Raw genomic sequence first — 26,109 nt, forward strand, 5'->3', positions numbered from 1 at the left:
CATATATCCAACAATTACGGCGCACAGCATGCAAATACTGGTAGTGGAGGACGACAGCGTGATCTCCGACGGCCTGTGCCGGGTACTGGGCGCGCAGGGCATGACGGTGCAGGTGGTCGATAACGGCTTGGCCGCCGACCAGCTGTTGCAGCGGCCGGATACGGCGGAGGTGGTGGTGCTCGATATCGGCCTGCCCGGCATGGATGGGTTCGAGGTGGTGCGGCGCTTGCGCGCGCGCGGCGGCCGGGTGCCGGTGCTGTTGCTCACCGCCCGCGACGCCATCGAAGACCGCGTGCGCGGCCTGGAAATCGGCGCCGACGACTACCTGGTCAAGCCGTTCGCCAGCGCCGAGCTGGTGGCGCGGGTGCGGGCGCTGGCGCGGCGCCACGGCGAACCGCCGGCGGTGCTGGCCATGGGCGCGCTCACGCTCGACTGCGCCACCCGCCGCGCCCGCGTGGGCGAGCGCGTGGTGGACTTGTCGGTGCGCGAGTGGACCGTGCTCGAATACCTGTTGCAGCACGGCGCCCGGGTGGTTTCCAAGCAGCAGATCATCGAAGCGATTTTGCCGTGGGGCGATGATCTCACCCTCAACGCGGTGGAAGTGTATGTGTCACGCCTGCGCCTGAAGATTGCCGACGCGGGCGTGGCGATCCGCACCATCCGTGGCTTCGGCTATATGCTCGAACCCGCGCCGGCCGCGGCTGCCGACACCGCGCCATGACCAGCATCCGGCTGCGGCTACTCAAGTGGCTGATCGGCCCCATCTTGCTGATCAACCTGGCGGGCGGAATGCTGGCTTACAAGCTGGCCTCGCTGCCCACGCCGCTCACGGCCACAGTCCCGGCCTCGGCCGACGCCGCGCGCAAGCAGGAGCAGTTGCGCCAGGCCGTGCTGCGCGCGTTGCTGCTGATGGAAGGTGTGTTTGCGGTGGCCAGCGTGGGACTGATCTGGTTTTCGGTCAGCAACGGCCTGCGGCCACTGCATCGTCTGCGCGCCGACCTGGGCGCGCGCGAAGCCGACGAGCTGGCCCCGCTCGATCCGGCGCGCGTGCCATCCGAGCTCGAGCCGGTCGTGACCGCCATGAACGGCTTGCTGGAAAAAGTAGGCGAGGGCGCCAGGGCGCGCCAGGACTTCCTGGCCAATGTCGCCCACCAGTTGCGCACGCCGCTGGCCGGCCTGAAAACCCAGCTCGAGTGGCTGCAGGCGCGCCACGCCGAGCCAGAGACGGCGCAATCGGTGCGCCTGATGCAGGCCGCCACCGAGCGCATGATACGGCAGACCAACCAGCTGCTGTCGCTGGCCCGGGCCGAACCGCACCAGTTCGAAAAAGCCCGGCTCGAACCGCTGGCGCTGGACGCCCTGGTAGGCGAAGCGATCCAGCTGTTCGTCGAGCAAGCCGTCCGCAAGGGCATCGACCTCGGCTTCGAATTGCAGCCGGCGCCGGTGACGGGCGACCGCTTCCTGCTACGCGACCTGATCGATAACCTGATCGACAACGCGCTGCGTTACACGCCGGCGGGAGGTACGGTGACGGTGCGCTGCGGGGTTGGGGATGAACGCAGTTTTCTCGCGGTGGAGGATGACGGTCCCGGCATTCCGCTGGCGCGCCGGGCCGACATTTTCAGCCGATACGTGCGCCTCGACGACAAATCGCATGGCAGCGGCCTGGGCCTGGCGATCGTGCGCGATATCGCCACGGTGCATGGGGCGGCGTTGACGGTGGGGGATGGACTGGGCGGCATAGGCGCTGTGTTCGAGGTGCGGTTTCCTTGAGAAAGTGCGTTACTCTGGCAGCTTACGCTGTCGGCGCTTCCACCATAGTCTGATTGCAGACACCACCAGCATCCAGAACGCGCCGGAGACAATCAAGCGCTGCCACAAGATGTCATCCACACCGATCAGCAGCGCCAAAGGATTCCGGGCAACCGAACCGACCGGGGCGATACCCTGGCTGTCGGCGAGGAACGGCAGCGGGAAGCCGTAGGCGAGCACTGGGCAATAGACCGGAACGTCCACGTGGGAGCACACCGCGTTGACATGTCCCGGGACTGCCAGTGACGGGTAACGGACAGCTCCTGTGGATTTATCATACGCTTGTCAGCAATCCGTCAGCATTCCCTCAGGGAAATGCAAGCTTGCCCGGCTACACTGTTTCCAAAAGCCAAGCCCCACGGAGACAGCCATGCACACCCGAAAGCCACGCGGCTTCACCCTGATCGAGCTGATGGTCAGCGTCGCCATCATCGGCATCCTGCTGGCGGTCGCCATTCCCTTGTACACTGACTACGTCACCCGCAGCCGCCTGAGCGAAGCCTTTTCCGCGCTGGGTGGCGCCCAGCCTGCCGCCGAGCAGTTCTGGTCCAACAACCGCACCTATGACGGTTTTGCCGCCGCCACCGGTTTTCCTGCCAAGACCGACAACTTCACCTATACCCTGACCGACGCCAGCGCGTCCGGCTACAAGCTCGTCGCCACCGGCGCCGGCAAGACCGCCGGCTTCATCTACACCATCGACCAGAACGGCACCCGCGCCACCACCGCCAGTCCGGACGGCTGGGGTACCAGCACGTCGTGCTGGGTCGATCACAAGGGCGGTACGTGTTCCAACTGAGCCCCTTCACGGCTACCGCCACCCAGCGCGGCTTGACCATGATCGAGCTGCTGGTGACGGTGTCCATTATCGGCATCATGCTGGCCGTGGGCATCCCCAGTGCCAGCCACTGGCTGCTGGCCAACCGCGCACGCGCGGCCAGCGAGTTTTATGCGGATGGCTTCAGCCTGGCGCGGCGCCAGGCCATTGCTCATAACAGCCACAGCCGCATTTCGCTCACGCCCAACGTGACCACCGGCCAGATGGACTGGCAGGTCGATATCTGCTTTACCACGCCCAATGCGCGCTGCACCGACGCCGCCGGCGCCTGGTCCACCACGGCCGCCGCGTCGGCTGCCGATCCGCAAGGGGCGGGCGGCTGGAAGTCGGTGTTCCGCGCGGCGACCTCCTTGCCGCCGAGCGAGGTGCTGGTGCCCGCCATCGTGCCCGATGGCGCCACCCAGGTCTACTACACGGCGCTTGGCTGGGTCGATCCGGTGGTCGGCAACCGGCTTTCCAGCCTGCGCCTGATCCCGGCCAGCGCCTACGCCGCCGACGTGCCGCCGGTGGCGCTGGTGGTGACCCTGGCCGGCATGCCCGTCAAGTGCAATCCGGCCGTGGCCCGCAGCGACAGTCGCGGGTGCCCGCCATGACGATTCCAAGCCGCCACACCAGCCGCTGCGCCACCATGCCGCCCGGACCAGCTGCCAGCGCACCGCCGGCGCCAGGCCGGCACGCCAGGCGCCAGGCCGGCATTGCGCTGCTCGAAGCGTTGATCGCCGTCGTCATCCTCGGCATTGGCCTGCTGGGCATGATCGGCCTGCAAGCGCGCGCGTACGCGGCGCTGTCCGATGCCAGCATGCGCGCCGAGGCCACCATGGCGGCCGAGAAACTGCTGGGGGTAATGAATACCGACATCCCCAACCTGGCCAGCTACAACCTGGCCGCCGGTGCCACGCCCAACAGCTTTCTGGCGCCATGGGTGCTGGAAACGCAGCGTGCGATTCCAGGCGCCAAACTGACGGTGCGGGTGCAGGATCAAACCCGGCAGTCGCAAGTCGATATCGGCATTACCTGGCAGCGCAAGGCTGCCGGTGCGCAGAACCGCCATGTCGTCACCGCCTACATTGCCAACTGACCCCATGCGCCGCCACGGATTCTCCATCGTCGAACTGATGGTCAGCATCGTGATCGGCCTGCTGGCGATCACCTTTGCCACGCGCCTGGTGGTCGGCGGCGAAAAGGCCAAGGATGCGGCGGTGGGCGGTTCCGACGCGATGCAGAACGGCATGCTGGCGTTGTATTCGCTCAGCAATGATGCCGGTGACGCCGGCTGGGGCCTGAACGATCCGATGCTGGCCGGCTGCAATACCGAGTTTTCGGACAGCCGTGGTTTCCGCATGGCCGTGGCCCAGCGCGGCGGCCTCGACATCACGCCGCTGGCGCCCGTGGTGATCGAGTCGCGCGGCGCGGCGCCCGACCTGGTGACGTTTTACAGCGGCACGTCGCAAACCGGCATCGGCTCGGTCAAGCTCGCGGCCAACTACACGCCCGGCGAAAGCTCGATCGCGGTGGACAGCAACAGCCCCTACGATTTCAATGTGGGCGACGTGCTGGTGGTGGCCCCGCTCGCGGCCGCCGGCGCGCGCTGCACCGTGATGCAGATGTCGGGCACCGGCAGCGGCCAGTCCTCCGCCAACCGCTTGACGATCGCCACCGGCGACCAGTTCCGCTTCAATCCGCAGGCGGGCCTTGGCGTGCCCTACGAGCTCAACCTGGCTTACCTGTACAACCTCGGCAGCGCCGACCGTCTGCATTTCCACACCTGGTCGGTCAGCGCGGGCGTACTGCTGCTGCGCGCCACCGACATGCCCGGCTCGGAAGCGAATGGCGCCTCGGTGAGCGACAACATCGTCTCGCTCAAGGCGCAGTATGGCTTCGACAACCGTACCGTGCCGAATTACAACCCGAATACGCCCGGCAACAGCAGCTGGGGGGAGACCACGGCCAGCGGCATGCGCATCGGCGCCTGGAGCGCCACCATGATCGATGCCGACGGCGACGGCCTGGTCGGCGGCGCCGGCGACTACCAGCGGGTGGGGGCGGTACGGCTGGCCGTGGTGGCGCGCAGCAAGAGCACCGAGCGTCCGGCCGCCAACGGCGCGTGCACCGCCACCACGGTGTTGCCCACGGTGTTCGAACAAGCGGCGCCGGCCAGCGTGGCGGCCGTGCCGATGCAGGTCAACGTGGCGGTGGCCGGCGACCCGGTGGACTGGAAGTGCTACCGCTACCGCGTGTTCGAAACCATTGTGCCGATCCGCAACGCCCAGTGGCGGCCATGATGCAGCGCCATCAACAGGGCATCGCTCTGCCCATCATGCTGATCATGCTGACCGTGATGATGGTCAGCGGCATCTACCTGATCAAGTCCAGTACGTCGAGCGCGCTCACCACGGCCAACCTGGCCTACGATTCGGCGCTGGCCAAGGCTGCCGACGCCGGCCTGCACGCCGGCTTTGCCTATTTGCGCACGGTGGTCAACAAGGCCGACCTCGAAAACAATCAGGCCGCGCAAGGCTACGTGGCCACCTTGAATTCCACCTGGACCGTGAGCACGCCAGCGTTCTGGACCGGTTCCGTCATCATGGATCCCAACGCGGCTGGCGACCGGGTGGAATACGTGATCCATCGCCAGTGCGACTTTACCGGACCGTACAACGGCAACACCTGCATCAAGACCTCGGCCCGGCCCAACGCGCCCACCCCGGTGGCATTCGGCAGTTCGCTGGGGCTGGGCAGCGCCCGCTATACCACCCAGCCACAGCTGCACTACGTGGTGACAGCGCGTATCAACGGTCCTCGTGGCGGCAACGTGGTAACCCAGGCGGTGGTGCTGAAAGGACCATGACCATGAAAAAACTGCTACAGATCTTATTTTTCCTTGCGCTGCTGCCGGGGACGGCCATGGCCGCGCAAACCCAGATCGCCCAGGTGCCGCTGCTCAATATCACCGGCACCGGCACGGTCAAGCCCAACCTGATGCTGTTGTTCGATAACTCCGGCTCGATGGACCAGACCTATACGCCCGACTATGTCAACGATAACCTGTGCCGCAGCAGCATCAGGCTGGCGTTCGGCACCAGGGCCTGCACGGTCGGCCATCCGCCGTTCATGAGCCCGGACTTCAACAAGCAGTACTACAACCCGCAGATCCGCTACGCGGTGCCGCTGCGCGCCGACGGCAGTGCCTACCCGGTCCAAAATGCCGCCACGACCAGCAACTGGACGTCGGTCAGTAGCGACGGCTATGGCGTCAGCCGCGCCGACCTGGCCGGCAACAGCGTCAACGGCAACATCAACCTGGTGACGGATTTCCCGGACCTGCGCTGGTGCGTGATCATCAATAACAACCTGACCTGCCAGAGCAATACGTCCAGCTACACCTACCCGGACCTGCTGTACCAGACCCCGTACGCCGCCACCGGCGCCCCGTACTACTACACCATCGGCGTAGGGCAATACTGCGCCGACGACACCTTGCGCAGTTGCGTGTCCACCGCCATCGGCGCCAACGCGCCGCCCGGCTACCCGGTGCCGGTCAAGGTGCGCTGGTGCAGCGACCGCCAGTTGACCCAGTGCCAGGGCAAGCGCGTGGGCAATTTCATTTACCCGGCGTATTCGCAACCGACCGGCGCGCTGGCCGCCTACGGCACCATTGCCATCGGCGCCTCGGCTACCGCCACGTCGCTGGGCATCAGCGATGTCACCCTGACCGATGCCCAGGGCAACACGAGCGAGCTGATCGCCAACACCGTCACCGCGCCCACCGGCACCAACACCGCCTTCAAGCAGCAGACCATGGCCAGCGCGCTGGCTGCCGCCATCATCGCCACGCCCAACAATTCGTTGCGGCAGATGTATGCGTGCGTCAAGACCCCGACCGGACAGTCGAGCGTGCCGGCATGCAGCTTGTTCGGCATCACCATCGGCGCCGAGAATGTGGTGGCGGTCGTGCCCCTGATTTGCGTGGGCAATACCAAGAGCCTGGCCAACTGCGTGGTGGTCAACGATCTCAGCCGCCAGGGCTGGGGCTTGACGGTGACGTCGCCGCAGGTGCAGGTGTCCGCCGCCACGCCGGCGCGCTCGGTGATCACGTTTTCCGGCGCCAATACGTCCAATACCCGCAACGCCCTGGTACGCAACCTGGCGCTCGGCTCGACCACCCTGATCGGCAATGGCGTGTTCGCCAACCCCAGTTACCTCGACCTGGGCCTCAACCGCAGTGCGGCGTACGCGGCCAATGCCATCGCCGGCAAGATCGGCACTAGCGGCAATATCCGCGCCTACGTTGGCGGCAACGCGCTGTGCCCGGGGCTGTCCAATCTCAACGTCTGCCTGATCAACTATGGCGTCACGTCCAACAACGCGGCCATCAGCAACTTCACCATCGACAACCAGGGCGGCCTGAGCTGGGTGCGCGGCGCCACCAGCGGCTATGCGCCGGCCGTCAGCGACGCCGTTCCAACGACCACGGCCTCGATCTCGGGCGGCCTGGGCGCGCCCAATCCCTTCGTGCGCGTGAACATCGTCAGTGGCCGCACCTATCCCAAGGCTGCCGACCGTATCGACTGCGCGGGCGCCAGCTGCACCTACGCCGAGGAAATGACCAACTTCGCCAACTGGTATGTGTACTACAAGAGCCGGCTGCAAATGATGAAGACGTCGCTGGGCATTGCCTTCTCGCCGATCACCAGCAACTACAAGGTGGGCTACGTCAAATTGTCCACGGCAGGTGCGGGTGGCGCCGTCGAGCTCAAACCGGCCGACTTTACCGGCAGCGCGCGCGAGAGCTGGTACTCGCTGCTGTACAACACCACATCGTCCGGCGCCACGCCCATCCGCACCGCGATGGACAACGTCGGCCGCATGTTCGCCAACCTGTCGCCATATGCGTACGATGCCGGCGCCGAAGTGGTGCAGTACCCGTGCCAGCAAAACTTTTTGATACTCACCACCGACGGCTACTGGAACGGCAGCAGCACGGCCAACGTGACCAGCAACGACAACGTCGCCAATCCCTCGCGCTTCTGCACCCAGGCGCGTGGCTGTGTCGATGCGCGGGCACAGGCGCAGCCGTCGATCGCGGACGTGGCCCTGCACTGGTACAACGGCGGTTCGAGCACCGGCACCACGTCGCTGCGGCGCGACCTGGAAGACATGACCAAGGCTGGCTCGGTGCCAGCCGGTGCCGGCGAGAACACCCACCTGCACATGAACACCTACACGCTGGGCCTGGGCGTGGACGGCGTAATGACTTACGAGCCCAATTACGACACGGCGCCGCGTACCGGCGGCGACTTTTACAACCTGGTCACGGCCGCCGCCACGGGCTGCCCGTGGAACAACAACGGCCCCTACGTGTGGCCCGATCCGCAGACCGGGGTCTCGGCCAACACGGTGCAGGAGCGGGTGGACGACCTGTGGCATGCCGCCATCAACGGCCACGGCAAATACTTCAGCGCACAGGAGCCGCGCGATGTGGTCAATGGCCTGAGCGAGGCGCTGTCGAACATGCAGATCCGCAGCGGCGCGGCGGCGGCTGCCGCCACGTCCACGCCCAACGTGACCCAGTCCGACAACGATATCTTTTCCAGCACCTTCACCACCGTCAAATGGTTCGGCGAACTGCTGGACCAGAAGATCAACATCACCACCGGCACCGCCAACACGGCGCCGGTGTGGAGCAGCCATGCCACGCTGGGCCGGCAGGTGGCCGCTGCCACCGACACCCGCACCATCGTGATGATGAACCCGGCCGGCACGGTCGGCAGCGATGCGCTGTCGTTCACCTTTGCCAACATGAGCGGCGCCATGGCCGGCTGGTTCAGCAACAAGTGCGGCGTGCTGGCGCAATGCACCCAGCTGTCCACCGCCGACAAGGCCATCGTCAACGACGGCGCCAACATGGTCAACTGGCTGCGCGGCCAGCAGCAGCACGCCGACGACGTGCGCTTCCGCCGCTACGCCATCACGCCCGCCACGCCGGCCGGCGCCACCGGGCCGCTGCCGATCGTGCTGGGCGATATCGCCTCGTCGAAGCCAGCCTACGTGCGGGCGCCGCTGGCCGATTACCCCGATACCACCTACGTCGCCTTCAAGGATGCCCGTATCGATCCTGCCAACCCTTTGTTCCGGCGCGGCGCCGTGTTCGTCGCCGCCAACGACGGCATGCTGCACGCGTTCGATGGCACGACCGGCAACGAGCTGTGGGCCTACGTGCCGCGCATCACCATGAAAAAGCTGCCCGGGCTGGCCAGCAGCACCTACGGCACCAACCACCAGTACACGACCGACGGCTCGCCCGAGGTGGCGGACGTCAAGGTAACCATCGGCGCCACCCAGCAGTGGCGCACGATCATGGTGGCGGGCCTGAACGACGGCGGGCGCGGTTACTACGCGCTCGACATCACCGACACCCACGCCGCGCCCAGGCAGCTGTGGGAGTTCTGCGCCGACGCCAGCGTGTGTGCGCGCAGCGACGCCGATATCGGTCTGACCTTCGGCAACCCGCAGTTCGGCACGCTGGCCGACGGCCGCTGGGTGGTATTCCTGACATCCGGCTACAACAACGTGCCCGGCATTGACGGCGTGGCCGGCGGTGATGGCAAGGGCTACCTGTATGTACTCGACGCCTACACGGGCGAGCTGCTGAAAAAAGTGCCCACCGGTTCCGGCGACACCACCACGCCCTCGGGCCTGGCCCGCATCACGGCCATCTCGAACGATCCGGCCACCGACCCACGCGCGACCTACGTGTACGGCGGCGACCTGCTGGGCCAGATGTGGCGCTTCGACTTTACCGCCACCAATGGCACGGTGGCGGTGCTGAAGATGGGCGATGCCGGCGCCCTGAAACCGATCACCACCCGGCCCGACGTCACGCTGTGCGGCGTTCCCGCCACCAGCACCAGCAACGGTGTGACCAGCACCGTGCTGCAGGGCCAGCGCATGGTCCTGTGGGGCACGGGCCGGCTGCTCGATATTCCCGATACGTCCAATACCGACCAGCAAAGCCTGTACGTGGTCAAGGACAGCGGCGCCACCGTCAATGTGCGCGGACCGACGATGGTGCGGCAGTTACTGAGCCTGCCGAGCGACGACACCAATTCGCCTGTCTATGCGATCACCGACAACGCGGTGGACCTGGCCCAGCGCGACGGCTGGTACCTGGACTTTTCGCTTAATGCGGGCGAGCGGATGAACCTCGATCCGCAGATCATCAACGGCGTGGCCAACCTGGTCACCAATATGCCGACTTCCTCGTCGTCGTGCTCGGTGGGTGGCTCGAGCAACCTTTACCAGCTCAACGTGTGCAATGGCCACTCGGTGCGCAACTATCCGGCCGGGATCACGCTGTCGAGCGCTTCGGCGGCGGTGGGGTACGTGGTGGTGCGCCTGCCCGATGGCCAGCAAAAAATCATCACCACGCTGGCCGATGGCACCAAAAAGACCGATCGCGGGGTGGAGGAGGTGTCGGCCGAGGCGCACAGGGTGGGGTGGCGCCGGGTCAGGGGAGAGTGACGGGGCTGGAAATTTCACACGAGAGTGGCATCTCCCGGTAAAATCGAGGGTTTTGCGGGCCCCCGCCGGAAGTCCCGGCCGCCGACCACCAAGCCGTCATTCCCGCGTTCGCTGGAATGACGTATGTTCCGTCCAGGGCTGGCGAACACTTAAATCAAGCATTAGCTTCAGATCGCGAATAAATGTCCAACGATATCGAAAACGTAATACCCGAGAATAGCGGCGAAATTAACGACGACGGCGCACCGTCCTCCAGCGCCGCCAGCGCCAAGACGCCGGCGCTGATCGCGCGCGAAGTGCAGCGCCGCCGCACCTTCGGCATCATCTCCCACCCGGATGCGGGCAAGACCACGCTGACCGAAAAGCTGCTGCTGTTCTCGGGCGCGATCCAGATGGCCGGTACCGTCAAGGCCCGCAAATCGGGCCGCCACGCCACGTCCGACTGGATGGAAATCGAGAAGCAGCGCGGCATTTCGGTCGCCTCGTCGGTGATGCAGTTCGAATTCCGCGATCACGTGGTCAACCTGCTCGACACCCCGGGCCACCAGGACTTCTCGGAAGACACCTACCGCGTGCTCACCGCAGTGGACTCGGCGCTGATGGTGATCGATGCCGCCAAGGGCGTGGAAGCGCAGACCATCAAGCTGCTTGACGTCTGCCGCATGCGCAATACGCCGATCGTCACGTTCATGAACAAGATGGACCGCGAAACCCGCGATCCGCTGGAACTGCTCGACGAGCTCGAATCGGTGCTGAAAATCCAGTGCGCGCCGGTGACCTGGCCGATCGGCATGGGCAAGAACTTCCGCGGTGTGTACCACCTGCTCAACGATACCATCATGCTGTTCAAGGCCGGTGAAGAGAAGGCCGACGGCGCCTTCGAAGTGCTGGAAGGTATCGATAACCCGCGCCTGACCGAGATGTTCCCGCTCGAGATGGATCAGCTGCGCATGGAAGTGGAACTGGTCAAGGGCGCCTCGCACCCGTTCGACCTGGAAGAATTCCTCGCCGGCGTGCAAACGCCGGTGTTCTTCGGTTCGGCGATCAACAACTTCGGCGTGCGCGAGATCCTGTCGGCGCTGGTGGACTGGGCCCCGGCCCCGCGCGAGCGCAACGCCACCGTGCGTGAAGTCGATCCGAAAGAGCAGCCGTTCACCGGTTTCGTGTTCAAGATCCAGGCCAATATGGACCCGGCCCACCGCGACCGCATCGCCTTTTTGCGCGTGTGCTCGGGACGTTTCGAGCGCGGCATGAAGGTCAAGCACCTGCGTTTGGGTCGCGAGATCAAGGTGTCGTCGGTGGTGACGTTCATGGCATCGTCGCGCGAGCAGGTGGAAGAGGCGTACGCCGGCGACATCATCGGCCTGCCCAACCACGGCAATATGCAGATCGGCGACAGTTTTTCCGAAGGCGAGATGCTGACCTTCACCGGCATCCCGTACTTTGCGCCGGACTTCTTCCGCTCGGTGCGCATCCGCAACCCGTTGAAAATCAAGCAGCTGCACAAGGGCTTGCAGCAGCTGGGCGAGGAGGGCGCGGTGCAGGTCTTCAAGCCGGTGCAGGGCGGCGAGCTGGTACTGGGCGCGGTCGGTGTGCTGCAGTTCGAGGTGGTGGCCAGCCGCCTGCTCAACGAATACGGCGTCGATGCCGTGTTCGAAGGCACGAGCATCAGCAGCGCGCGGTGGGTATCGAGCGACGACAAGAAGGCGCTGGCCGACTTCGAAGATGCACTGGGCCACAACGTCGCCTACGACGCCGCCGGCAACCTGGCCTACCTGGCCACGTCGGGCGTCAACCTGCGCCTGACGCAGGAACGCTGGCCGAAGCTGCAGTTCCACGCTACGCGTGAGCATTCGGCGAAGCTGGTGTAATGAGGTAGACGTGCTGCCTGCTTCAGGCAGCACGTAGTCCGAGGTGCGCCACAAAAGGATTGAAATCTCTGTCGCTGTATAGCAGGGAGTAGCCACTCTCGATGCAGCGGGTCGCGATGATCGTGTCGATGGTTTTACGAACCGTGATGCCGAGGGCACGCAGCGTACGGAAATTTTCCGCTGCCTTGACAGCCACGTCCGAACCCGCGACGTCGACAATCAATAAAGATGTCATCAGGCTTTTGGCGCGCTTGAAATCACGCGCATGACGAAAGCCTTGCAATACTTCGGTAAGAATCAGGTCGCCAGTCGCGACGATTTCGCTTGCAAGCAGCTCATCCAGCGTATCGGCTTGCCTGCTGGAAATTCCGTGGAAGTAATCGATCCATACACTGGAATCGACGAGGATCATCTGTGGGTCCGCATGTCGTCAAGGTCGCCTTCCCAAATGAGTTTGCCACGCAGTTGACGAATCTCTGCCTGCTGATGCAATCGCACCAGTGTTCTCAAGCCGAGCTCGATTGCCTCGCGCTTGGTCTTTAATCCCGTCGCGCGCAGCGCTGCCGTGATCAAATCTTCATCGATGGCGATATGAATGGTCATTGCTCAATTCCTTCGGCAAATATAGCCGTATCTTAGGCCTGTAGAACACTTGCTGCAAATTTGCTTTTGGGATGGGCGCGTCGCAACTAATTTCAGCTAGTGCGCCGAGAGCGCCCGCAGCAGCGCCGGCACCTCCGCGCTGATCTCGCGCGCCAGGTAGCCCAGCGGGCCGTGGCGCAGCGACAGCTGTTCGCCGGCCATTGCGTGCAATGCCACGCCCCACGCTGCGGCCTGTTCCAGCGAAGCGCCGCGTGCGGCCAGGCCGGCGATCAGGCCGGCCAGCACGTCGCCCGATCCCGATATCGCCAAGCCGGTGTTGCCCCCCGTGTGCGACCACATATCGCCGTCCGGCGCGGTGATGATCGTGGTAGCGCCCTTGAGCGCCACCACGGCGTTCAGGCGCTGCGCCGCACTGCGCGATGCCGGCTGCGGGTCGGCCGCGATGGCTTCCTTGTCGGCGCCGGTGAGGCCTGCCAGTTCGCCCGCGTGCGGCGTGAGCAGCACCGGCGTTGCAAAACGCATGCAGTCATCACCACCGGCCACGCACATGGCGCCGGCATCGAGTATCACCGGCGCATTGCCGCAGCAGGGCAGCAGTGCCGTCACCAGCGCGGCGCATGCGTCCTTGTCCTGCATGCCGGGACCGATCAGCACTGCGCTGGCGCGTTCGCAGGCTTGCCGCAGCGGCGGTGCCACGCCGGCGTCTTGCTTCTCGCTTGCCGATGCTGCTAACGGCGCGCCTTCAGCCAATTCACCAGACGAGCCGGCCAGCAGCTCACGCGCCGCCCGGTTTGACGCTCGCGTCACCAGTCCGCCCTCCGGCGTTTCATCCAGCCCGATCACCCGCGCCTCGGGCAGCGCCACGCCCAGCGCCGCCGTCACGCTGGCTGCGGTGGCGATGGTCAGCTTGCCGGCGCCCGCGCGCAGGGCGGCGGTAGCGGCCAGCAGCAGCGCGCCCGGCATCTCGCGCGAGCCGGCCACGATCAGCACGTGGCCGCGCGCTTCCTTGTCGGCGTGGGCGCCCGGCATGGGCAACGGCCAGTCGCGCAGCATGCCGGCCGTGATCTCGCGCACGGTGGCCGCGCTGGCGCTGCTGTCGGCGCCCGAGTGTGCGGCTGCGGCGTTCATGACTTGGGTGCAGCCGGCATGTCCGGCTGGTCGGTGACGGGCGTGCCGGTATCCTCCAGTGGCGCGACGAAATTGGCCTGTACCAGCGCCAGCTTGCCGCGCTTGCCCAGCGTGGGGTCGAAGCGGTACTCGGTGATGCCGCAATTGGGCACGTCGGCCTCGCGGTCGATCGCCAGGATGGTCTCTTCGTCCATGCGCTCGAGCAGGTAGCGCAGGCAATTGACGATCACCTGGTGGCCCACGATCAGAACCCGCTCGCCGCGATACTCACGGACGATGGTGTCGAGCGCGCTGCGCAGGCGCAGGATCACGTCGCACCAGCTTTCGCCGCCGGGCGGACGGAAATAGAATTTGCCGACGTGCTGGCGCTGCTCGGCCAGTTCCGGGTACTTGTCGTGGATGCCCAGCGGCGTCAGGCGGTCGAGGATGCCGAACTCCTTTTCGCGCAGGCGCTCGTCCATCACGGTGGTCAGCAGGTCGTCGCGGCCGATGCGGCCGATCACGGCGTTGGCGGTTTCGCGCGCGCGCACATACGGCGAATACAGCACCACGGTGGGCCGCTGGTCTGGCTCGAGCGCCTCGAACCAGTTGGCCAGGGCCTGCGCCTGGCGTTCGCCCAATTCGGACAGCGGCACGTCCATGTCGCGGTCGGCGATATCGATCAGGTGCAGGCGGGCCGCCTCGGCTGCATCGCGCGCGACGTTGCCTGCGCTCTGGCCGTGGCGCACCAGCCAGATTTTTTGCGGCCACTTTTGGTTGGCTCCGCTGGCTCCGCTGCCCGTGTCGGTAAAAATATCGGCGACGTCGTCGCCCGGTTGATCTGTCAGTATGCCCATCAATGGTCTCCGTCGAGGTCGAGTTCTATCCATACCGGCGCGTGGTCGCTGGGCTTTTCGCGGCCACGCACGTCGCGATCCACTTCGGCCTTTTTCAGGTGTGGCGCCAAGTCGGGGGAAAGCAATAAATGGTCGATGCGAATGCCGGCATTGCGCCCGTAAGCGTTGCGGAAATAATCCCAGAACGTGTAGATGGTCTCGCCCGGGTGCATGGTGCGCAGGGCGTCGGTCCAGCCTTGCGCCACCAGGCGGTGAAAGGCCTCGCGCGTTTCGGGGCGGAACAGGGCGTCATCGACCCAACGCTCGGGCTTGTACACGTCGAGGTCGGTCGGCATGACGTTGAAGTCGCCGGCGATCACGGTGGGCGTCCCGGCTTCCATCAGGCCGGCCGCATGGGTGATCAGGCGCTCGAACCATGCGAGCTTGTAGTCGAACTTGGGGCCGGGCGCCGGGTTGCCATTGGGCAGGTACAGGCCGCAAATGAGCACGCCGTTGACCACTGCTTCGATGTAGCGGCTCTGTTCGTCTTCAGGATCGCCGGGCAGACCGCGTCCGACTTCGATCGGCTTGACGCCACGCGCCAGGATCGCCACGCCGTTCCAGCTTTTCTGGCCGTGCCAGATCGCCTCGTAGCCGATTTCCTGGAGTGCCGCCTCGGGAAACTTTTCCTGCGGCGCTTTGAGTTCCTGCAGACAGACCACGTCGGGCTGGGTTTCTTGCAGCCATTGCAGCAGGGCCGGCAGGCGGGCGCCGATGCCGTTGATGTTGAAGGTGGCGATGCGCATGGAATTCCTTAAGTTGATGATGACTCTTCCTTGAGCACGGTGATCATGCCGTTCGCCTCGAGGAAGACATACTTCATTTTATCAAGTGGGCAGTCCGCTTCGCGCAGCGCCTGGTCGACGTCGCCCTTGGCCACGTGTTCGCGCTTCATGGCGTCCTTGAACACCTGGCCGTCGCGGCCCAGCAGCACCGCTTCGCCATCGACCAGCTTGGCCATCTTTTCGCTACGCGAAGTGGCAATCGCGATGCCGACGTTGAGCACGATGAGGGTGCCGGCCGAGATCAGCGCGCCAGCGACCGAGTCTTCACCGGCCGACAGCCCGTTCGAGACCGCTTCGGACAGCAGCATCACGACCAGCAGGTCGAACGGCGTGAACTGTCCCACGGTGCGCTTGCCGGTGAAGCGCATCATGACCAGCAGGGCGATGTAGATGAGGCTGGCGCGCAGCACCAGCTCCCACCAGGGCAAGTCCAGTTCGAACATGGGGCCTCCTTGCAATGTCATGCATTATAGTCATCGTTTTGTGACCATGAAGGTGGGTTCGCTAACAGTGCGCGCGCCTTGTGGTCGCTACGCTGTGCCCATGGACGACTTGATCAATTTGCTGCAATGGCCCGCGATGGCCATCACCCTGCTGGCCGCCTGGCTGGTCGGTTCCGAGCACCACCGGCGCCGCAAGCTCGGCTTCTGGTGTTTTCTGGGAAGTAATGCCCTGTGGGTGGCGTGGGGCCTGCACGACCAGGCCTGGGCGTTGATCATCCTTCAGCTGTGCCTGGTGGTGACCAATCTGCGCGGTGCGGTCAGGAACGACGATGATTCCAAAAAATGAAGGAAATGAATTGACGGCTGCTGGCGCTGCTTGCGCGTCATGGCGCCTGCGTTTCCGTCCGGGCGATTGGCATCCTGGATATCGCGTCGTGAATCGGTTATTGGTTGCGCGCCAGCCACCACGCATCGAGTACCGCACCGAGCCAGCACACCACCAGTACCAGCGACGCCAGGTTGGTGCTGGCATCGTCGCCGCCGGAGGCGCTGATGCGCGCCATGATGACCGGCACATCGAGGGGCAGGGCGCCGCTCTGGATTTCGGCCACCAGCTGGTCGGCCAGGGTGAGCGTGGTACGCAGCAGTACGCCGATCGCCAGCAAGGTGGGCACGATGAACAGGCAGCCGCGCATGGCGCGCTTGAGCACGAAGTGACCGAGGCCGGGGAACAGCAGCGCCGAGATGAGAACTGCCTTGGTTTTCGCTTTCATGCGGACGTCATCCTGTCGTAAATTTTTCGTGCGGAGATATTGTTGGCGCAACTCGGCAGCCTGGAGCAGGCTATCTTACCTGCCGCAGACTGTCACGCGCGTCCTGTTAGCAGAACGAGACGCGAGCGGTGCGCCGGCTGTCGCGGAAAACATGTAGTTTGGCATCTCTCACCGCGACCCGGCCGCGACCAGACCAAGGAGACCGCCATGACCCGCACCACTGCTGCAGTACGTCCGACCAGCCTGGCCGCTCAGAGGGGCAAGTTGGCCCTTACGCTTGCCGTCTCGCTGGGCCTGGCCGCCTGCGGCGGCTCCAGCGACGATACCGTGGTGGTCGTCAATCCTCCCGCCAATCCCGGCAACCCCGGCAATCCCGGCAATCCCGGCACACCCACCGCGCCGACCGCGCCCACCGTGGTGGCCAGCGGCCTGCGCGCGCCGTGGTCGATCGCGTTTTACAAGGGGACGCCACTGGTGAGCGAACGCGATACCGACCGCATCGTGGCCGTCGGCAGCAACGGCGCTGTAAGCGAGGTGGCGGTGATCGCCGGCGTCAATGGCAGCGGGGAAGGCGGCCTGTTGGGCATCGCCGTGCGCGACGATTACCTGTACGTGTATTTCACCGCCGGCAGCCAGAACCGCATCGTGCGGTATCCGCTGTCGGGCGACGGCGCCGGCATACGGCTGGGCGCCGTGCAGTCGGTCCTGAACGGCATCCCGGCCGCCTCCACCCATAATGGCGGCCGCATCGCCTTTGGTCCGGACGGCATGCTGTACGCCACCGCCGGCGACGCCGCCAACACCGCGCGCGCCCAGGACATGGCCTCGCTGGGCGGCAAGATCCTGCGCATGACGCCGGAAGGCGCGGTCCCGCGCGACAACCCGTTCCCCGGATCGTATGTCTACAGCCTCGGCCACCGCAACCCGCAAGGCATTGCCTGGGCCGCCGACGGCGCCATGTATGCCTCGGAATTCGGCCAGAATACCTGGGATGAACTGAACCGCATCACGGCCGGCGCCAATTATGGCTGGCCGGTGGTGGAGGGCATCGCCACCGACAGCCGCTACACCAATCCGCTGCAGCAGTGGAGCACGTCCACCGCCAGCCCGAGCGGCATGGCGATACGCGGCAGTTCGATCTATATCGCCAACCTGCGCGGCGAACGGCTGCGGCAAATCGCGCTGGCCACGCCATCGACTTCTGTTGACCGCTACACCGGCGAATACGGCCGCCTGCGCGACGTAGTAGTCACACCGGAAGGCCTGCTGTGGATGATGACCAATAACACCGACAGCCGAGGCGAGCCGCGCCCCGGCGACGACCGCATTGTCAGTATCCCGTTGCAGTGAGACTGCTGGTGAACGAGGGTAGTATCAAGGAGCGGACGCCGCCGGGTAGCAGCGCGAAGCGTACGGTGCCAGCTCGGCCAGCGGCTTGCCGTAGAGGTGCAAGTGGAAGGTGGGCAGGTCGTCGGCGGCAACGGTGGCGTGGATCGCATCGGCGCGCAGGTGGATCACGTCGTTTTCCTTGACGTCGATCGTGCACAGTGCGTGCAAGGTCGCGGCAGCGGTGTCGCGCTGATAAAGCACGTTGCGCTCGTTGCCGGACAGGCCGACGATGACCGCCCAGGTGGTGTGCTCGTGCGGCGGACTGGCCACCCCGGGCCCGTCCGAGACCAGGTACAGTGCCGGCTTGCCGGGGGCGACGTGCAACGGATAGAGCAGTTCCTGCTGTCCGTCGGCCTTGGGCAGTGCCATCACGTCGTCGGGCAGGGCGCGCGGCAAGCGCATCCAGTCCTGCATCAGCCGTCCGACTTCGCCGAGTTGTTGATCGGTAGGATCCGCACCCAGCCCCAGGGCTGCCACCTGCTGCAGAAATCTGCTCGTCATTTCGCCAGCTCATGTTCTTAAAATGACAATTTACCCCTGATCAACATTTCGTGCAAGAGGCAAGCGGACGAAAATAGCGGCCCGAAGGCCGCTGCGTAGTGACTAACGACAGTTAGCGGTCGGTGCGCTGATTCTGCCGCCCTGGCTGCTGACCCTGCTCCTTGCCTTGCTCGCGAGTGCCGCTGCGCGAACCGCTTTCGGAGCCGTAATCGCTGTCCAGTTCGTCATCCTCGCTGAGCGGACGGTCGCTTTGCTGGTTGCCTTGGTCACTGCGCTGGCTGCGGTCTTGCGAGGAATCTTGCATGGGATTGCGCTGGTCGGGATTGCGTTGATCTGGGTTGAGCGGATTGCCTTGCTGATTGTTCTGATTAGCCATGATCGTCTCCGGTTGGGGCCCCGTGCTTGGGGTGAATTCATCTTAGGCGCTGTCCGCCGTGCTCGCCATCAGGCGCCATGCTGCGCACTTGTAGGACATGCCTGTCGGTCTGAACCTGAACACTTGCAGAGACGACAGTTGTCGGTGTTGCGCTTCAGGTAATATGTTGTCATTTTCCCCACCTGGAACTGCTGCCATGAACCCCGTCAAACTCCTACTCGTCGGCATCGCGCTGCTGGCTTGCCACAACGGCGCGCTGGCGGCGCAACCACCGCCCGCCAGCCTCGCCGGCACCTGGAGCACGGGCGAGACACCGTTTGAAGGAGGCACCCGCCAGATCGACCTGTACCTGGAGCCAGGCGGCACGGCGGTAATGGTCGGCGCCAGGCGGTATGCAGGAAGGATGCAACAGCTGCCGCTGCGCATCGGCATGCCGATGCGGACCACGCTCGACGGCGACCAGCTGCAGGCGCGCGCATTACCTGCCGACATCCGGCCACCGCAGCGGCCAGAGGACATGACGTTGAGCTGCAAGGTAGCGCAGGCATCCATGTTATGCCACGACCCGCGCGGCGCCACGTTCGAGATGACCCGCCGCAGCGACAGCGCCACGGCCGACATCGTCCAGATGCAGGCGGCCATCGGCCGGCAACTGGCAGAGCATCCGGAAAAAGGCGCGATCACCGTCATCGTGCCCTGAAATAAATTCGGGGGCAGTTCCGAATACCGGAACTGCCCCCGAAGCGGATGCCGCTTAACGACGGATTACTCGTAGTCGCTCATCGGCGCGCAGCCGCAGAACAGGTTGCGGTCGCCGTAGACATTGTCGGCGCGGCCTACCGGCGGCCAGTACTTCTGCTTGCGCAGCGATGGCACCGGGTAGGCTGCCACTTCGCGCGAGTACTTGCGTTCCCATTTGTCGGCGGTCAGCACTGCGGCCGTGTGCGGGGCGTGCTTGAGCGGGTTGTCCAGCTTGTCGAACTCGCCGCTTTCCACCTTGGCGATCTCGTTGCGGATAGCGATCATGGCGTCGATGAAGCGGTCCATCTCGACCTTCGATTCGCTTTCGGTCGGCTCGATCATCAGGGTGCCCGGTACCGGGAAGCTCATGGTCGGGGCGTGGAAGCCGAAGTCCATCAGGCGCTTGGCCACGTCCTCGTTGGTGATGCCGGTGGCATCCTGCAGCGGACGCAGGTCGATGATGCACTCGTGCGCCACCAGGCCATCATGGCCCGTGTACAGCACCGGGTAGTGCGGCGCCAGGCGGCGGGCGATGTAGTTGGCGCCCAGGATGGCGTTTTCAGTCGCAGCCGTCAGGCCTTCTGCGCCCATCATGGCGATGTACATCCACGAGATAGGCAGGATGCTGGCCGAGCCGTACGGCGCCGCGCTGACCGCGCCGATGCCGGCGTTGTCGCGAATGTAGCCGTTCGAACGCTGGTTCGGCAGGAACTTGGCCAGGTGCGCGCCCACGCCGATCGGGCCCACGCCAGGACCGCCACCACCGTGCGGAATGCAGAAGGTCTTGTGCAGGTTCAGGTGCGAAACGTCGCCGCCGAACGCGCCGGGAGCAGCAACGCCCACCAGTGCATTCATGTTGGCGCCGTCGATGTACACCTGGCCGCCGTGGCCGTGGACGATCTCGCACAGTTCCTGGATGCCTTCTTCGAACACGCCGTGCGTGGACGGGTAGGTGACCATGGCGCAGGCCAGGTTCTTCGAGTGCAGCTCGGCCTTGGCTTTCAGGTCGGCCAGGTCGACGTTGCCGTTGGCATCGCAGGCGGTGACCACCACTTGCATGCCGACCATGCTGGCCGATGCCGGGTTGGTGCCGTGCGCCGACGATGGAATCAGGCAGATGTTGCGATGGCCTTCGTTGCGCGACTGGTGGTAAGCCTGGATCACCAGCAAACCAGCGTATTCGCCCTGAGAGCCGGCATTAGGCTGCAGCGAGATTGCGGCGTAGCCGGTGACGGCGCACAGCATTTCTTCGAGCTGGGCGATCATTTCGCGGTAGCCCACGGTCTGGCTGTCCGGTGCGAACGGGTGGATGTTCGAGAACTCGGGCCAGGTGACCGGGATCATTTCGGACGTGGCGTTGAGCTTCATGGTGCACGAGCCGAGCGGGATCATGGTGCGGTCCAGCGCCAGGTCCTTGTCCGCCAGGCTGCGCAGGTAGCGCAGCATTTCGGTCTCCGAATGGTAGCGGTTGAATACCGGGTGCGTCAGGTAGGCGCTGGTACGGGCCAAGGTGGCCGGGAACGCTTCGGTGACGCCGGCTTCGACGGTGTCGAGGTCCGGGCCGTGGGCCGGGCCACCGACCGGATGGGCGAACACGGTCCACAGCAGGGCGATGTCTTCGCGGGTGGTGGTTTCGTCGAGCGAAATGCCGACGTGCGACGCATCGATCACGCGCAGGTTCACGCCGTGCGAGTGGGCCGAGGCGTGCAGCTGTTCGGCGTTGGCGGTGGCTACCGTCAGGGTATCAAAATAAGTCTCGTTGGTGACCGTGTAGCCGAGCGTTTTCAGGTTGGCGGCAACGATGCCGGTGTAGCGGTGCACGCGCTGGGCGATCTGCTGCAGGCCTTTCGGGCCGTGGTACACGGCGTACATCGAGGCGATCACGGCCAGCAGCACTTGCGCGGTGCAGATGTTGGACGTGGCTTTTTCGCGGCGGATGTGCTGCTCGCGGGTTTGCAGCGCCAGGCGGTAGGCTTTGTTGCCTTGCGCGTCGATGGTCACGCCAACCAGGCGGCCCGACATGCTGCGCTTGAATTCGTCGCGGGTGGACAGGTAGCCGGCGTGCGGGCCGCCAAAGCCCAGCGGAACGCCGAAGCGCTGGCTGTTACCGACAACGACGTCCGCGCCCCATTCGCCCGGCGGCGTGAGCATGGTCAGCGCCAGCAGGTCGGCAGCGACGACGACCATCGCACCGGCGGCTTTCACAGCTTCCACGCCGGCCTTGTAATCGCGCACCACGCCATTCACGCCAGGGTACTGCAGCAGCACGCCGAAAGCGTCGGTGATGCTGGAGAGTTCGGCCGGGTGGAACGGCTTGATGATGATGCCCAGCGGCTTGGCGCGGGTTTCCAGCACTTCGCGCGTTTGCGGCAGCACATCGTCAGCGACATAGAACGTGTTCGACTTCGACTTGCCCACGCGCTGGATCAGCGTCATCGCTTCGGCGGCGGCGGTACCTTCGTCGAGCATCGATGCATTGGCGATGCCCATGCCGGTCAGGTCGGTGATGGTTTGCTGGAAGTTCAGGATCGCTTCCAGGCGGCCTTGCGAAATCTCTGGCTGGTACGGCGTGTACGCGGTGTACCAGGCCGGGTTTTCGAAGATGTTACGCAGCACCACGCCTGGCGTGGTGGTGTTGTAGTAGCCCTGGCCGATCAGCGACTTGAGCACCTTGTTTTTCGAGGCGATTTTCTTGAGCTTGGCCAGCGCTTCGCTTTCCGGCAGCGGCGCGGAGTAGGCGCCCAGCGGCAGGGCGGCCTTGTTGCGGATGTTGGCCGGAACGATGGCGTCGATCAGGGCGGCGCGGGTGGGGTAGCCGAGCGCCGCCAGCATGGCTTGCTGTTCGGCGGCGTCCGGGCCGATGTGGCGCGCGATGAAGGCGTCGCGGGCTTCGAGTTGGGTCAGGCTGGTGCGGGTCATAGGAGGGCGGGGAGCTTTAATAATGAGACGGGAACTCTGAGCCGTCATCCTCGCGAAAGCGGAGATCCAAGGAACGGTTGAACGGCTCGCCGGTTCTATGGATTCCCGCATTCGCGGGAATGACGGTGGAAGCGTTACTGGCGAATCAGGAAGCGGTGGCGCTGCCGTAAGCGGCAGCGTCCAGCAGGCTGTCAACGGCTGCGGCGTCGCTCGGCTTGATCTTGAACAGCCAGTTGGCGTAAGCGTCGGTGTTGATCGACTCTGGCGCGTTGACCACGTCGTCGTTCACCGCCACCACTTCGCCAGCCACTGGCGCGTAGATGTCGCTGGCGGCCTTCACCGATTCCACCACGGCGGCGTCGTCGCCGGCGCCGTAGGTCGTGCCCACTTTTGGCAGTTCGACGAAGACGATGTCGCCGAGCGCATCTTGGGCGAACTCGGTGATGCCGACGGTGACGGTGCCGTCGGCTTCAGTGCGTACCCATTCGTGGGATTCGGTGTACTTCAGGTCGGCAGGAATGTTCATGTAAAGCTCCAGTGGGGTGGGGTGGTGTATGGTGAGAAAAATCGAAAAAATTAAACGGCCAGGATCTTGCCGTTGCGCACGAACGGCAGCTTGACGACCGAGGCAGCCAGTTTCTTGTCGCGGATTTCGACGTGCACGGTGTCGCCGACGGCCACGCCGTTCGGTACCCGCGCCAGCGCGATGGCCTGCTGCATGGTCGGGCTGAAGGTGCCGCTGGTGATTTCGCCGACCGCATCGCTGCCGGCCACGATCACTTTTTGGTGGGCGCGCAGTACGCCGCCTTTTTCGCGCAGGATCAGGCCCACGAACTGGCTGTTCTGGCCCAGCGCTTGCAGCGCGGCCTTGCCGATGAAGTCGCGTTCCGACACCAGGTCGATGGTCCAGGCCAGGCCGGCGTCGAGCGGGTTGACGGTTTCGTCCATGTCCTGGCCGTACAGGTTCATGCCGGCTTCCAGGCGCAGCGTGTCGCGCGCGCCCAGGCCTGCCGGTTTCACACCTGCGGCCACCAGCGCGTTCCACAGCGCTTCGGCCTGGGTTGCTGCCACGCCGATCTCGAAGCCGTCTTCGCCGGTGTAACCGGTGCGGGCGATCATCGCCTCGCCAAATTGCGCGCTCTGGGCAAAGGCCACGTTGAATGGCTTCATGTCGGCAGTGCCGGCCTGCGCTTCAGGGATCACTTGCCACACCTTGGCGCGGGCGTTCGGGCCCTGCACGGCGATCAGTGCCATGGCATCGGCACCATCCCTGCGTTGGGTTATGGTCAGGCCGCTGTTGGTCGCGTCGTTCTGCGCCTGCATCCATGCCACGTCTTTTTCGGCGGTGCCGGCGTTGACCACCAGGCGGAACCAGCTCTCGTTGATGAAATAGACGATCAGGTCGTCGATCACGAAGCCTTGCGGGTTGAGCATGCACGAGTACAGTGCCTTGCCCGACACTTGCAGCTTGTCGACGTTGTTGGCCAGCAGGCCGCGCAGGAAAGCGCGCGCGTTGTCGCCACGGATGTCCACGACGCACATGTGCGCCACGTCGAACATGCCGACGTCGGTGCGCACGGCATGGTGTTCCTCGATCTGCGAACCGTAGTTGACCGGCATGTCCCAGCCGCCGAAATCGACCATGCGGGCGCCGGCTGCGCGGTGTGCGTTATTGAGGGGTGTGGCTTTGAGCGTCATGGCGGTCCAGGATCAAGAGGGTTAACAGAGCATACAAGGAACAGCAAAGCTGTTCCGCAATGTTGCAGACCCCTCTGTCCTTGGTACCTGAGAGATAACGGGAATGACCCCGTGCGCCCCTTCGGTGGATTGCTGAGGCAATCGCTCTCCAGAGTTTGAGCAGCGCATGTTGCCATGCGGCGCCCCTTGACCGGTCCTTTTGCCTGAGAGTTTTTGGGTAGTGCCCCTTCGGCGGCAACGCTGGATTGCCCTCTCCCGATCAAGACTCGGGAATATAAGTCAGAAGGCTCACCATGTCAATCTTGCGGGGCCGTGAACCAGCGCACAGACGAGCTCGCAGACCGCCGCACGAATGACGCGCAAGTAAAAAGCCCAAAAGACAACTTTTTGCTAGAATAAATCACACAATTTTGAGAGCCCAGCCATGAGCCAAGACCCACAATCCTTAGACGAGTACGCTGGCCAGGCGTGGTTTACGCTGTCCGGCGACGTCAATAGCGATATGGTACGCCGCATGTTCGACGCCGTTGCCGACATGACCGAAGACCGCATCACCACCGCCCACATCCTGATCCAGTCCAACGGCGGCTATGTCAGCGATGGCATTTGCCTGTACAACTACCTGAGCAAGCTGCCGATCAAGATCGTCACCTACAATGCCGGCGCGGTAGCGTCGATCGCGGTGATCCTGTTCCTGGCCGGGGAAGAGCGCTACGCCAGCGAGACCTCGCGCTTCATGGTGCACAAGTCGCACGCCAGCGCCCCGCACGGCGCCCGCCCCGATGCGCTGCGCATCATCGTCGAAGGCTTGCAGGCCGACGACGCGCGCACCGAGCAAATCCTGCGCGAACACGTGCAACTGTCCGAAGAACACTGGCGCACCCATGCGTATTCCGACCTGCACCTGACCGCATCGGACGCCCGCGACGTCGGCATGATCAACGACATCAAGGACTTCATTCCCCCGCGCGGCCAGCGCGTTGCCAACATCTGATCCCCCAGGCGCCAATCCCGGCGCCTTCCGGTCTCCCATCCGCACGCTTGTATCCTTTCCTTGCACTACATTCATAATTGCCGCACTGCATTAATTGGCTACAATGCTGCTGCTGTGTTTAAATAGCATGGTGCAATGCAATAAATGAAAGGCTTTACGGATGATGTATTTTTGGCACCTCTTGAGCATGATCGGCAGCCTGGCTGTCACCGGCCCCATCGGCGCAGCCATCGCCATCTACCTGATCGCAGGCAAGCAATGGCGGCTGACGCTGGCCTGGGCCATGTTGTTCGGCATCGGTATGGCGCTGGTGGTGATCACCAAGATGATGTTCATGGGATGGGGATTGGGCGTGGAGTCCGTCGAGTTTGCCGGTTTCAGTGGCCACGCCATGCGCGCGGCGGCGGTGTACCCGGTGGCCGGCTACCTGGTGCTGCGTTCCAGCGGTCCGTATGCGCGCTACATCGGCGCTGCCGCCGGTGTGATCCTGGCTGTGCTGATTTCCATCTCGCGCGTGCCCACGCTGGCCCATTCGGTGTCAGAAGTGGTCACCGGCGCCATCCTCGGCCTGGCAGTGGCGGGCGGCTTCATCTATTTCGCCAGCCGCGAGCACCGCTGGGCACTGAGCCGCATGTTGGCCGTGCTGTGCCTGCCGATCGTGCTGGTGGCGCCCAATGTCGAGCCGATTCCTGCAGAAGACTGGATCACGCAAGTGGCGCTCAAACTTTCGGGCCGCGATCATCCTTACACCCGCGAGATGTGGCGCCACAATAACTCCAACGTGGCCCACTAGCTCTCGCGTCGGGCCGCACGCTTGCGGTCGTGGTTTTTGGCCTTGGTCG

At 64.7% G+C, this 26,109-nt stretch carries 27 protein-coding genes and 2 riboswitches; of the genes, 14 read left to right on the plus strand and 13 right to left on the minus strand.

Annotation, left to right across the window (positions count from 1 at the left end):
* Positions 1-28 precede the first annotated feature (28 nt).
* Together J2X54_RS04720 and J2X54_RS04725 are read left to right on the plus strand one after the other, a co-directional pair.
* Positions 29-721 carry a response regulator transcription factor gene (locus tag J2X54_RS04720; protein ID WP_310178463.1) on the plus strand — a complete coding sequence of 231 codons (693 nt, stop codon included), beginning with the start codon at positions 29-31 and terminating at the stop codon, positions 719-721.
* Positions 718-1,773 carry a HAMP domain-containing sensor histidine kinase gene (locus J2X54_RS04725; RefSeq protein ID WP_310178465.1) on the plus strand — a complete coding sequence of 352 codons (1,056 nt, stop codon included), beginning with the start codon at positions 718-720 and terminating at the stop codon, positions 1,771-1,773. Before J2X54_RS04720 ends, J2X54_RS04725 begins: the two co-directional genes overlap by 4 nt.
* Positions 1,774-1,782: 9 nt before the next feature.
* Here the strand turns inward: J2X54_RS04725 and J2X54_RS04730 are convergent, their stop codons facing one another.
* Entirely contained in the window at positions 1,783-2,016 is a 234-nt protein-coding gene (locus J2X54_RS04730) for a hypothetical protein (protein WP_310178467.1), read from the minus strand.
* 166 nt (positions 2,017-2,182) lie between these two features.
* On the opposite strand from J2X54_RS04730, the gene J2X54_RS04735 reads away from it, so the two are divergent.
* The 7 genes from J2X54_RS04735 to J2X54_RS04765 all read left to right on the plus strand — a co-directional run bounded on the left by J2X54_RS04735 (position 2,183) and on the right by J2X54_RS04765 (position 12,042).
* On the plus strand, positions 2,183-2,611 hold the full coding sequence (locus J2X54_RS04735; RefSeq protein ID WP_070246215.1) for a type IV pilin protein: 429 nt from the start codon (positions 2,183-2,185) through the stop codon (positions 2,609-2,611).
* Entirely contained in the window at positions 2,599-3,243 is a 645-nt protein-coding gene (locus J2X54_RS04740) for a prepilin-type N-terminal cleavage/methylation domain-containing protein (protein WP_310178472.1), read from the plus strand. Before J2X54_RS04735 ends, J2X54_RS04740 begins: the two co-directional genes overlap by 13 nt.
* Positions 3,240-3,728, plus strand: coding sequence for a prepilin-type N-terminal cleavage/methylation domain-containing protein (locus J2X54_RS04745; RefSeq protein ID WP_229255216.1), 489 nt, complete (start codon positions 3,240-3,242; stop codon positions 3,726-3,728). Before J2X54_RS04740 ends, J2X54_RS04745 begins: the two co-directional genes overlap by 4 nt.
* A gap of 4 nt (positions 3,729-3,732) precedes the next feature.
* The gene (locus J2X54_RS04750; RefSeq protein ID WP_310178478.1) at positions 3,733-4,932 is read left to right on the plus strand and encodes a PilW family protein; all 1,200 of its coding nucleotides are present in this window, start codon (positions 3,733-3,735) and stop codon (positions 4,930-4,932) included.
* Positions 4,929-5,498: a PilX N-terminal domain-containing pilus assembly protein gene (locus J2X54_RS04755; protein WP_229255217.1), complete on the plus strand. Its 570-nt coding sequence runs from the start codon at positions 4,929-4,931 to the stop codon at positions 5,496-5,498. The genes J2X54_RS04750 and J2X54_RS04755 overlap by 4 nt, the downstream gene beginning before the upstream one ends.
* A 2-nt stretch (positions 5,499-5,500) precedes the next feature.
* On the plus strand, positions 5,501-10,171 hold the full coding sequence (locus J2X54_RS04760; RefSeq protein ID WP_310178480.1) for a PilC/PilY family type IV pilus protein: 4,671 nt from the start codon (positions 5,501-5,503) through the stop codon (positions 10,169-10,171).
* Between the two features lie 182 nt (positions 10,172-10,353).
* The gene (locus tag J2X54_RS04765) at positions 10,354-12,042 is read left to right on the plus strand and encodes a peptide chain release factor 3 (RefSeq protein WP_310178482.1); all 1,689 of its coding nucleotides are present in this window, start codon (positions 10,354-10,356) and stop codon (positions 12,040-12,042) included.
* Positions 12,043-12,064: 22 nt separating this feature from the next.
* Here J2X54_RS04765 and J2X54_RS04770 read toward each other — a convergent pair whose 3' ends face one another.
* From J2X54_RS04770 to J2X54_RS04795, 6 genes are all read right to left on the minus strand, one after another.
* Positions 12,065-12,454 carry a PIN domain nuclease gene (locus J2X54_RS04770; protein WP_310178484.1) on the minus strand — a complete coding sequence of 130 codons (390 nt, stop codon included), beginning with the start codon at positions 12,452-12,454 and terminating at the stop codon, positions 12,065-12,067.
* The gene (locus J2X54_RS04775; protein ID WP_310178486.1) at positions 12,451-12,645 is read right to left on the minus strand and encodes a type II toxin-antitoxin system VapB family antitoxin; all 195 of its coding nucleotides are present in this window, start codon (positions 12,643-12,645) and stop codon (positions 12,451-12,453) included. Before J2X54_RS04775 ends, J2X54_RS04770 begins: the two co-directional genes overlap by 4 nt.
* Positions 12,646-12,741: 96 nt before the next feature.
* Positions 12,742-13,773: an NAD(P)H-hydrate dehydratase gene (locus J2X54_RS04780; RefSeq protein ID WP_310178488.1), complete on the minus strand. Its 1,032-nt coding sequence runs from the start codon at positions 13,771-13,773 to the stop codon at positions 12,742-12,744.
* Positions 13,770-14,609 carry a histidine phosphatase family protein gene (locus J2X54_RS04785; protein ID WP_310178491.1) on the minus strand — a complete coding sequence of 280 codons (840 nt, stop codon included), beginning with the start codon at positions 14,607-14,609 and terminating at the stop codon, positions 13,770-13,772. Before J2X54_RS04785 ends, J2X54_RS04780 begins: the two co-directional genes overlap by 4 nt.
* Positions 14,609-15,394, minus strand: a complete 786-nt coding sequence (xth, locus tag J2X54_RS04790; RefSeq protein WP_310178493.1) for an exodeoxyribonuclease III — start codon at positions 15,392-15,394, stop codon at positions 14,609-14,611. Before xth ends, J2X54_RS04785 begins: the two co-directional genes overlap by 1 nt.
* 8 nt (positions 15,395-15,402) lie before the next feature.
* Positions 15,403-15,876, minus strand: a complete 474-nt coding sequence (locus J2X54_RS04795; RefSeq protein ID WP_310178496.1) for a YetF domain-containing protein — start codon at positions 15,874-15,876, stop codon at positions 15,403-15,405.
* Between the two features lie 100 nt (positions 15,877-15,976).
* Here J2X54_RS04795 and J2X54_RS04800 point away from each other — a divergent pair, with 100 nt between their 5' ends.
* Positions 15,977-16,222, plus strand: a complete 246-nt coding sequence (locus J2X54_RS04800) for a hypothetical protein (RefSeq protein WP_310178498.1) — start codon at positions 15,977-15,979, stop codon at positions 16,220-16,222.
* 97 nt (positions 16,223-16,319) lie between these two features.
* Here the strand turns inward: J2X54_RS04800 and J2X54_RS04805 are convergent, their stop codons facing one another.
* Positions 16,320-16,649: a DUF6677 family protein gene (locus tag J2X54_RS04805; protein WP_310178500.1), complete on the minus strand. Its 330-nt coding sequence runs from the start codon at positions 16,647-16,649 to the stop codon at positions 16,320-16,322.
* Positions 16,650-16,856: 207 nt separating this feature from the next.
* Between J2X54_RS04805 and J2X54_RS04810 the strand changes: the two genes are divergently transcribed.
* Positions 16,857-17,999, plus strand: coding sequence for a PQQ-dependent sugar dehydrogenase (locus tag J2X54_RS04810; protein ID WP_310178502.1), 1,143 nt, complete (start codon positions 16,857-16,859; stop codon positions 17,997-17,999).
* A 24-nt stretch (positions 18,000-18,023) separates the two neighbouring features.
* Here the strand turns inward: J2X54_RS04810 and J2X54_RS04815 are convergent, their stop codons facing one another.
* Both J2X54_RS04815 and J2X54_RS04820 read right to left on the minus strand, forming a co-directional pair.
* Complete coding sequence (locus tag J2X54_RS04815; protein ID WP_310178504.1) at positions 18,024-18,539, minus strand: hypothetical protein; 516 nt, start codon at positions 18,537-18,539, stop codon at positions 18,024-18,026.
* A 112-nt stretch (positions 18,540-18,651) separates the two neighbouring features.
* Entirely contained in the window at positions 18,652-18,915 is a 264-nt protein-coding gene (locus J2X54_RS04820) for a hypothetical protein (RefSeq protein ID WP_310178506.1), read from the minus strand.
* A gap of 196 nt (positions 18,916-19,111) precedes the next feature.
* On the opposite strand from J2X54_RS04820, the gene J2X54_RS04825 reads away from it, so the two are divergent.
* Complete coding sequence (locus tag J2X54_RS04825) at positions 19,112-19,615, plus strand: hypothetical protein (RefSeq protein ID WP_310178508.1); 504 nt, start codon at positions 19,112-19,114, stop codon at positions 19,613-19,615.
* A gap of 65 nt (positions 19,616-19,680) precedes the next feature.
* Here the strand turns inward: J2X54_RS04825 and gcvP are convergent, their stop codons facing one another.
* The 3 genes from gcvP to gcvT form a co-directional block, all read right to left on the minus strand.
* Complete coding sequence (gene gcvP / locus J2X54_RS04830) at positions 19,681-22,575, minus strand: aminomethyl-transferring glycine dehydrogenase (protein ID WP_310178510.1); 2,895 nt, start codon at positions 22,573-22,575, stop codon at positions 19,681-19,683.
* Between the two features lie 145 nt (positions 22,576-22,720).
* Entirely contained in the window at positions 22,721-23,101 is a 381-nt protein-coding gene (gene gcvH, locus J2X54_RS04835; RefSeq protein WP_310178512.1) for a glycine cleavage system protein GcvH, read from the minus strand.
* 50 nt (positions 23,102-23,151) lie between these two features.
* Positions 23,152-24,273 (minus strand): glycine cleavage system aminomethyltransferase GcvT, encoded by a 1,122-nt coding sequence (gene gcvT, locus J2X54_RS04840; protein WP_070249618.1) that lies wholly within the window; start codon positions 24,271-24,273, stop codon positions 23,152-23,154.
* A gap of 64 nt (positions 24,274-24,337) precedes the next feature.
* Positions 24,338-24,435: riboswitch (glycine riboswitch) on the minus strand.
* A gap of 19 nt (positions 24,436-24,454) precedes the next feature.
* Positions 24,455-24,541, minus strand: a riboswitch (glycine riboswitch).
* A gap of 156 nt (positions 24,542-24,697) precedes the next feature.
* On the opposite strand from gcvT, the gene J2X54_RS04845 reads away from it, so the two are divergent.
* Positions 24,698-25,267, plus strand: a complete 570-nt coding sequence (locus J2X54_RS04845; protein WP_070249617.1) for an ATP-dependent Clp protease proteolytic subunit — start codon at positions 24,698-24,700, stop codon at positions 25,265-25,267.
* A gap of 160 nt (positions 25,268-25,427) precedes the next feature.
* Positions 25,428-26,060 (plus strand): phosphatase PAP2 family protein, encoded by a 633-nt coding sequence (locus tag J2X54_RS04850; protein ID WP_310178515.1) that lies wholly within the window; start codon positions 25,428-25,430, stop codon positions 26,058-26,060.
* Positions 26,061-26,109 lie beyond the last annotated feature (49 nt).

Source organism: Duganella sp. 3397, from assembly GCF_031456625.1.
GTDB classification, from domain to species: Bacteria; Pseudomonadota; Gammaproteobacteria; order Burkholderiales; family Burkholderiaceae_D; genus Rugamonas; species Rugamonas phyllosphaerae.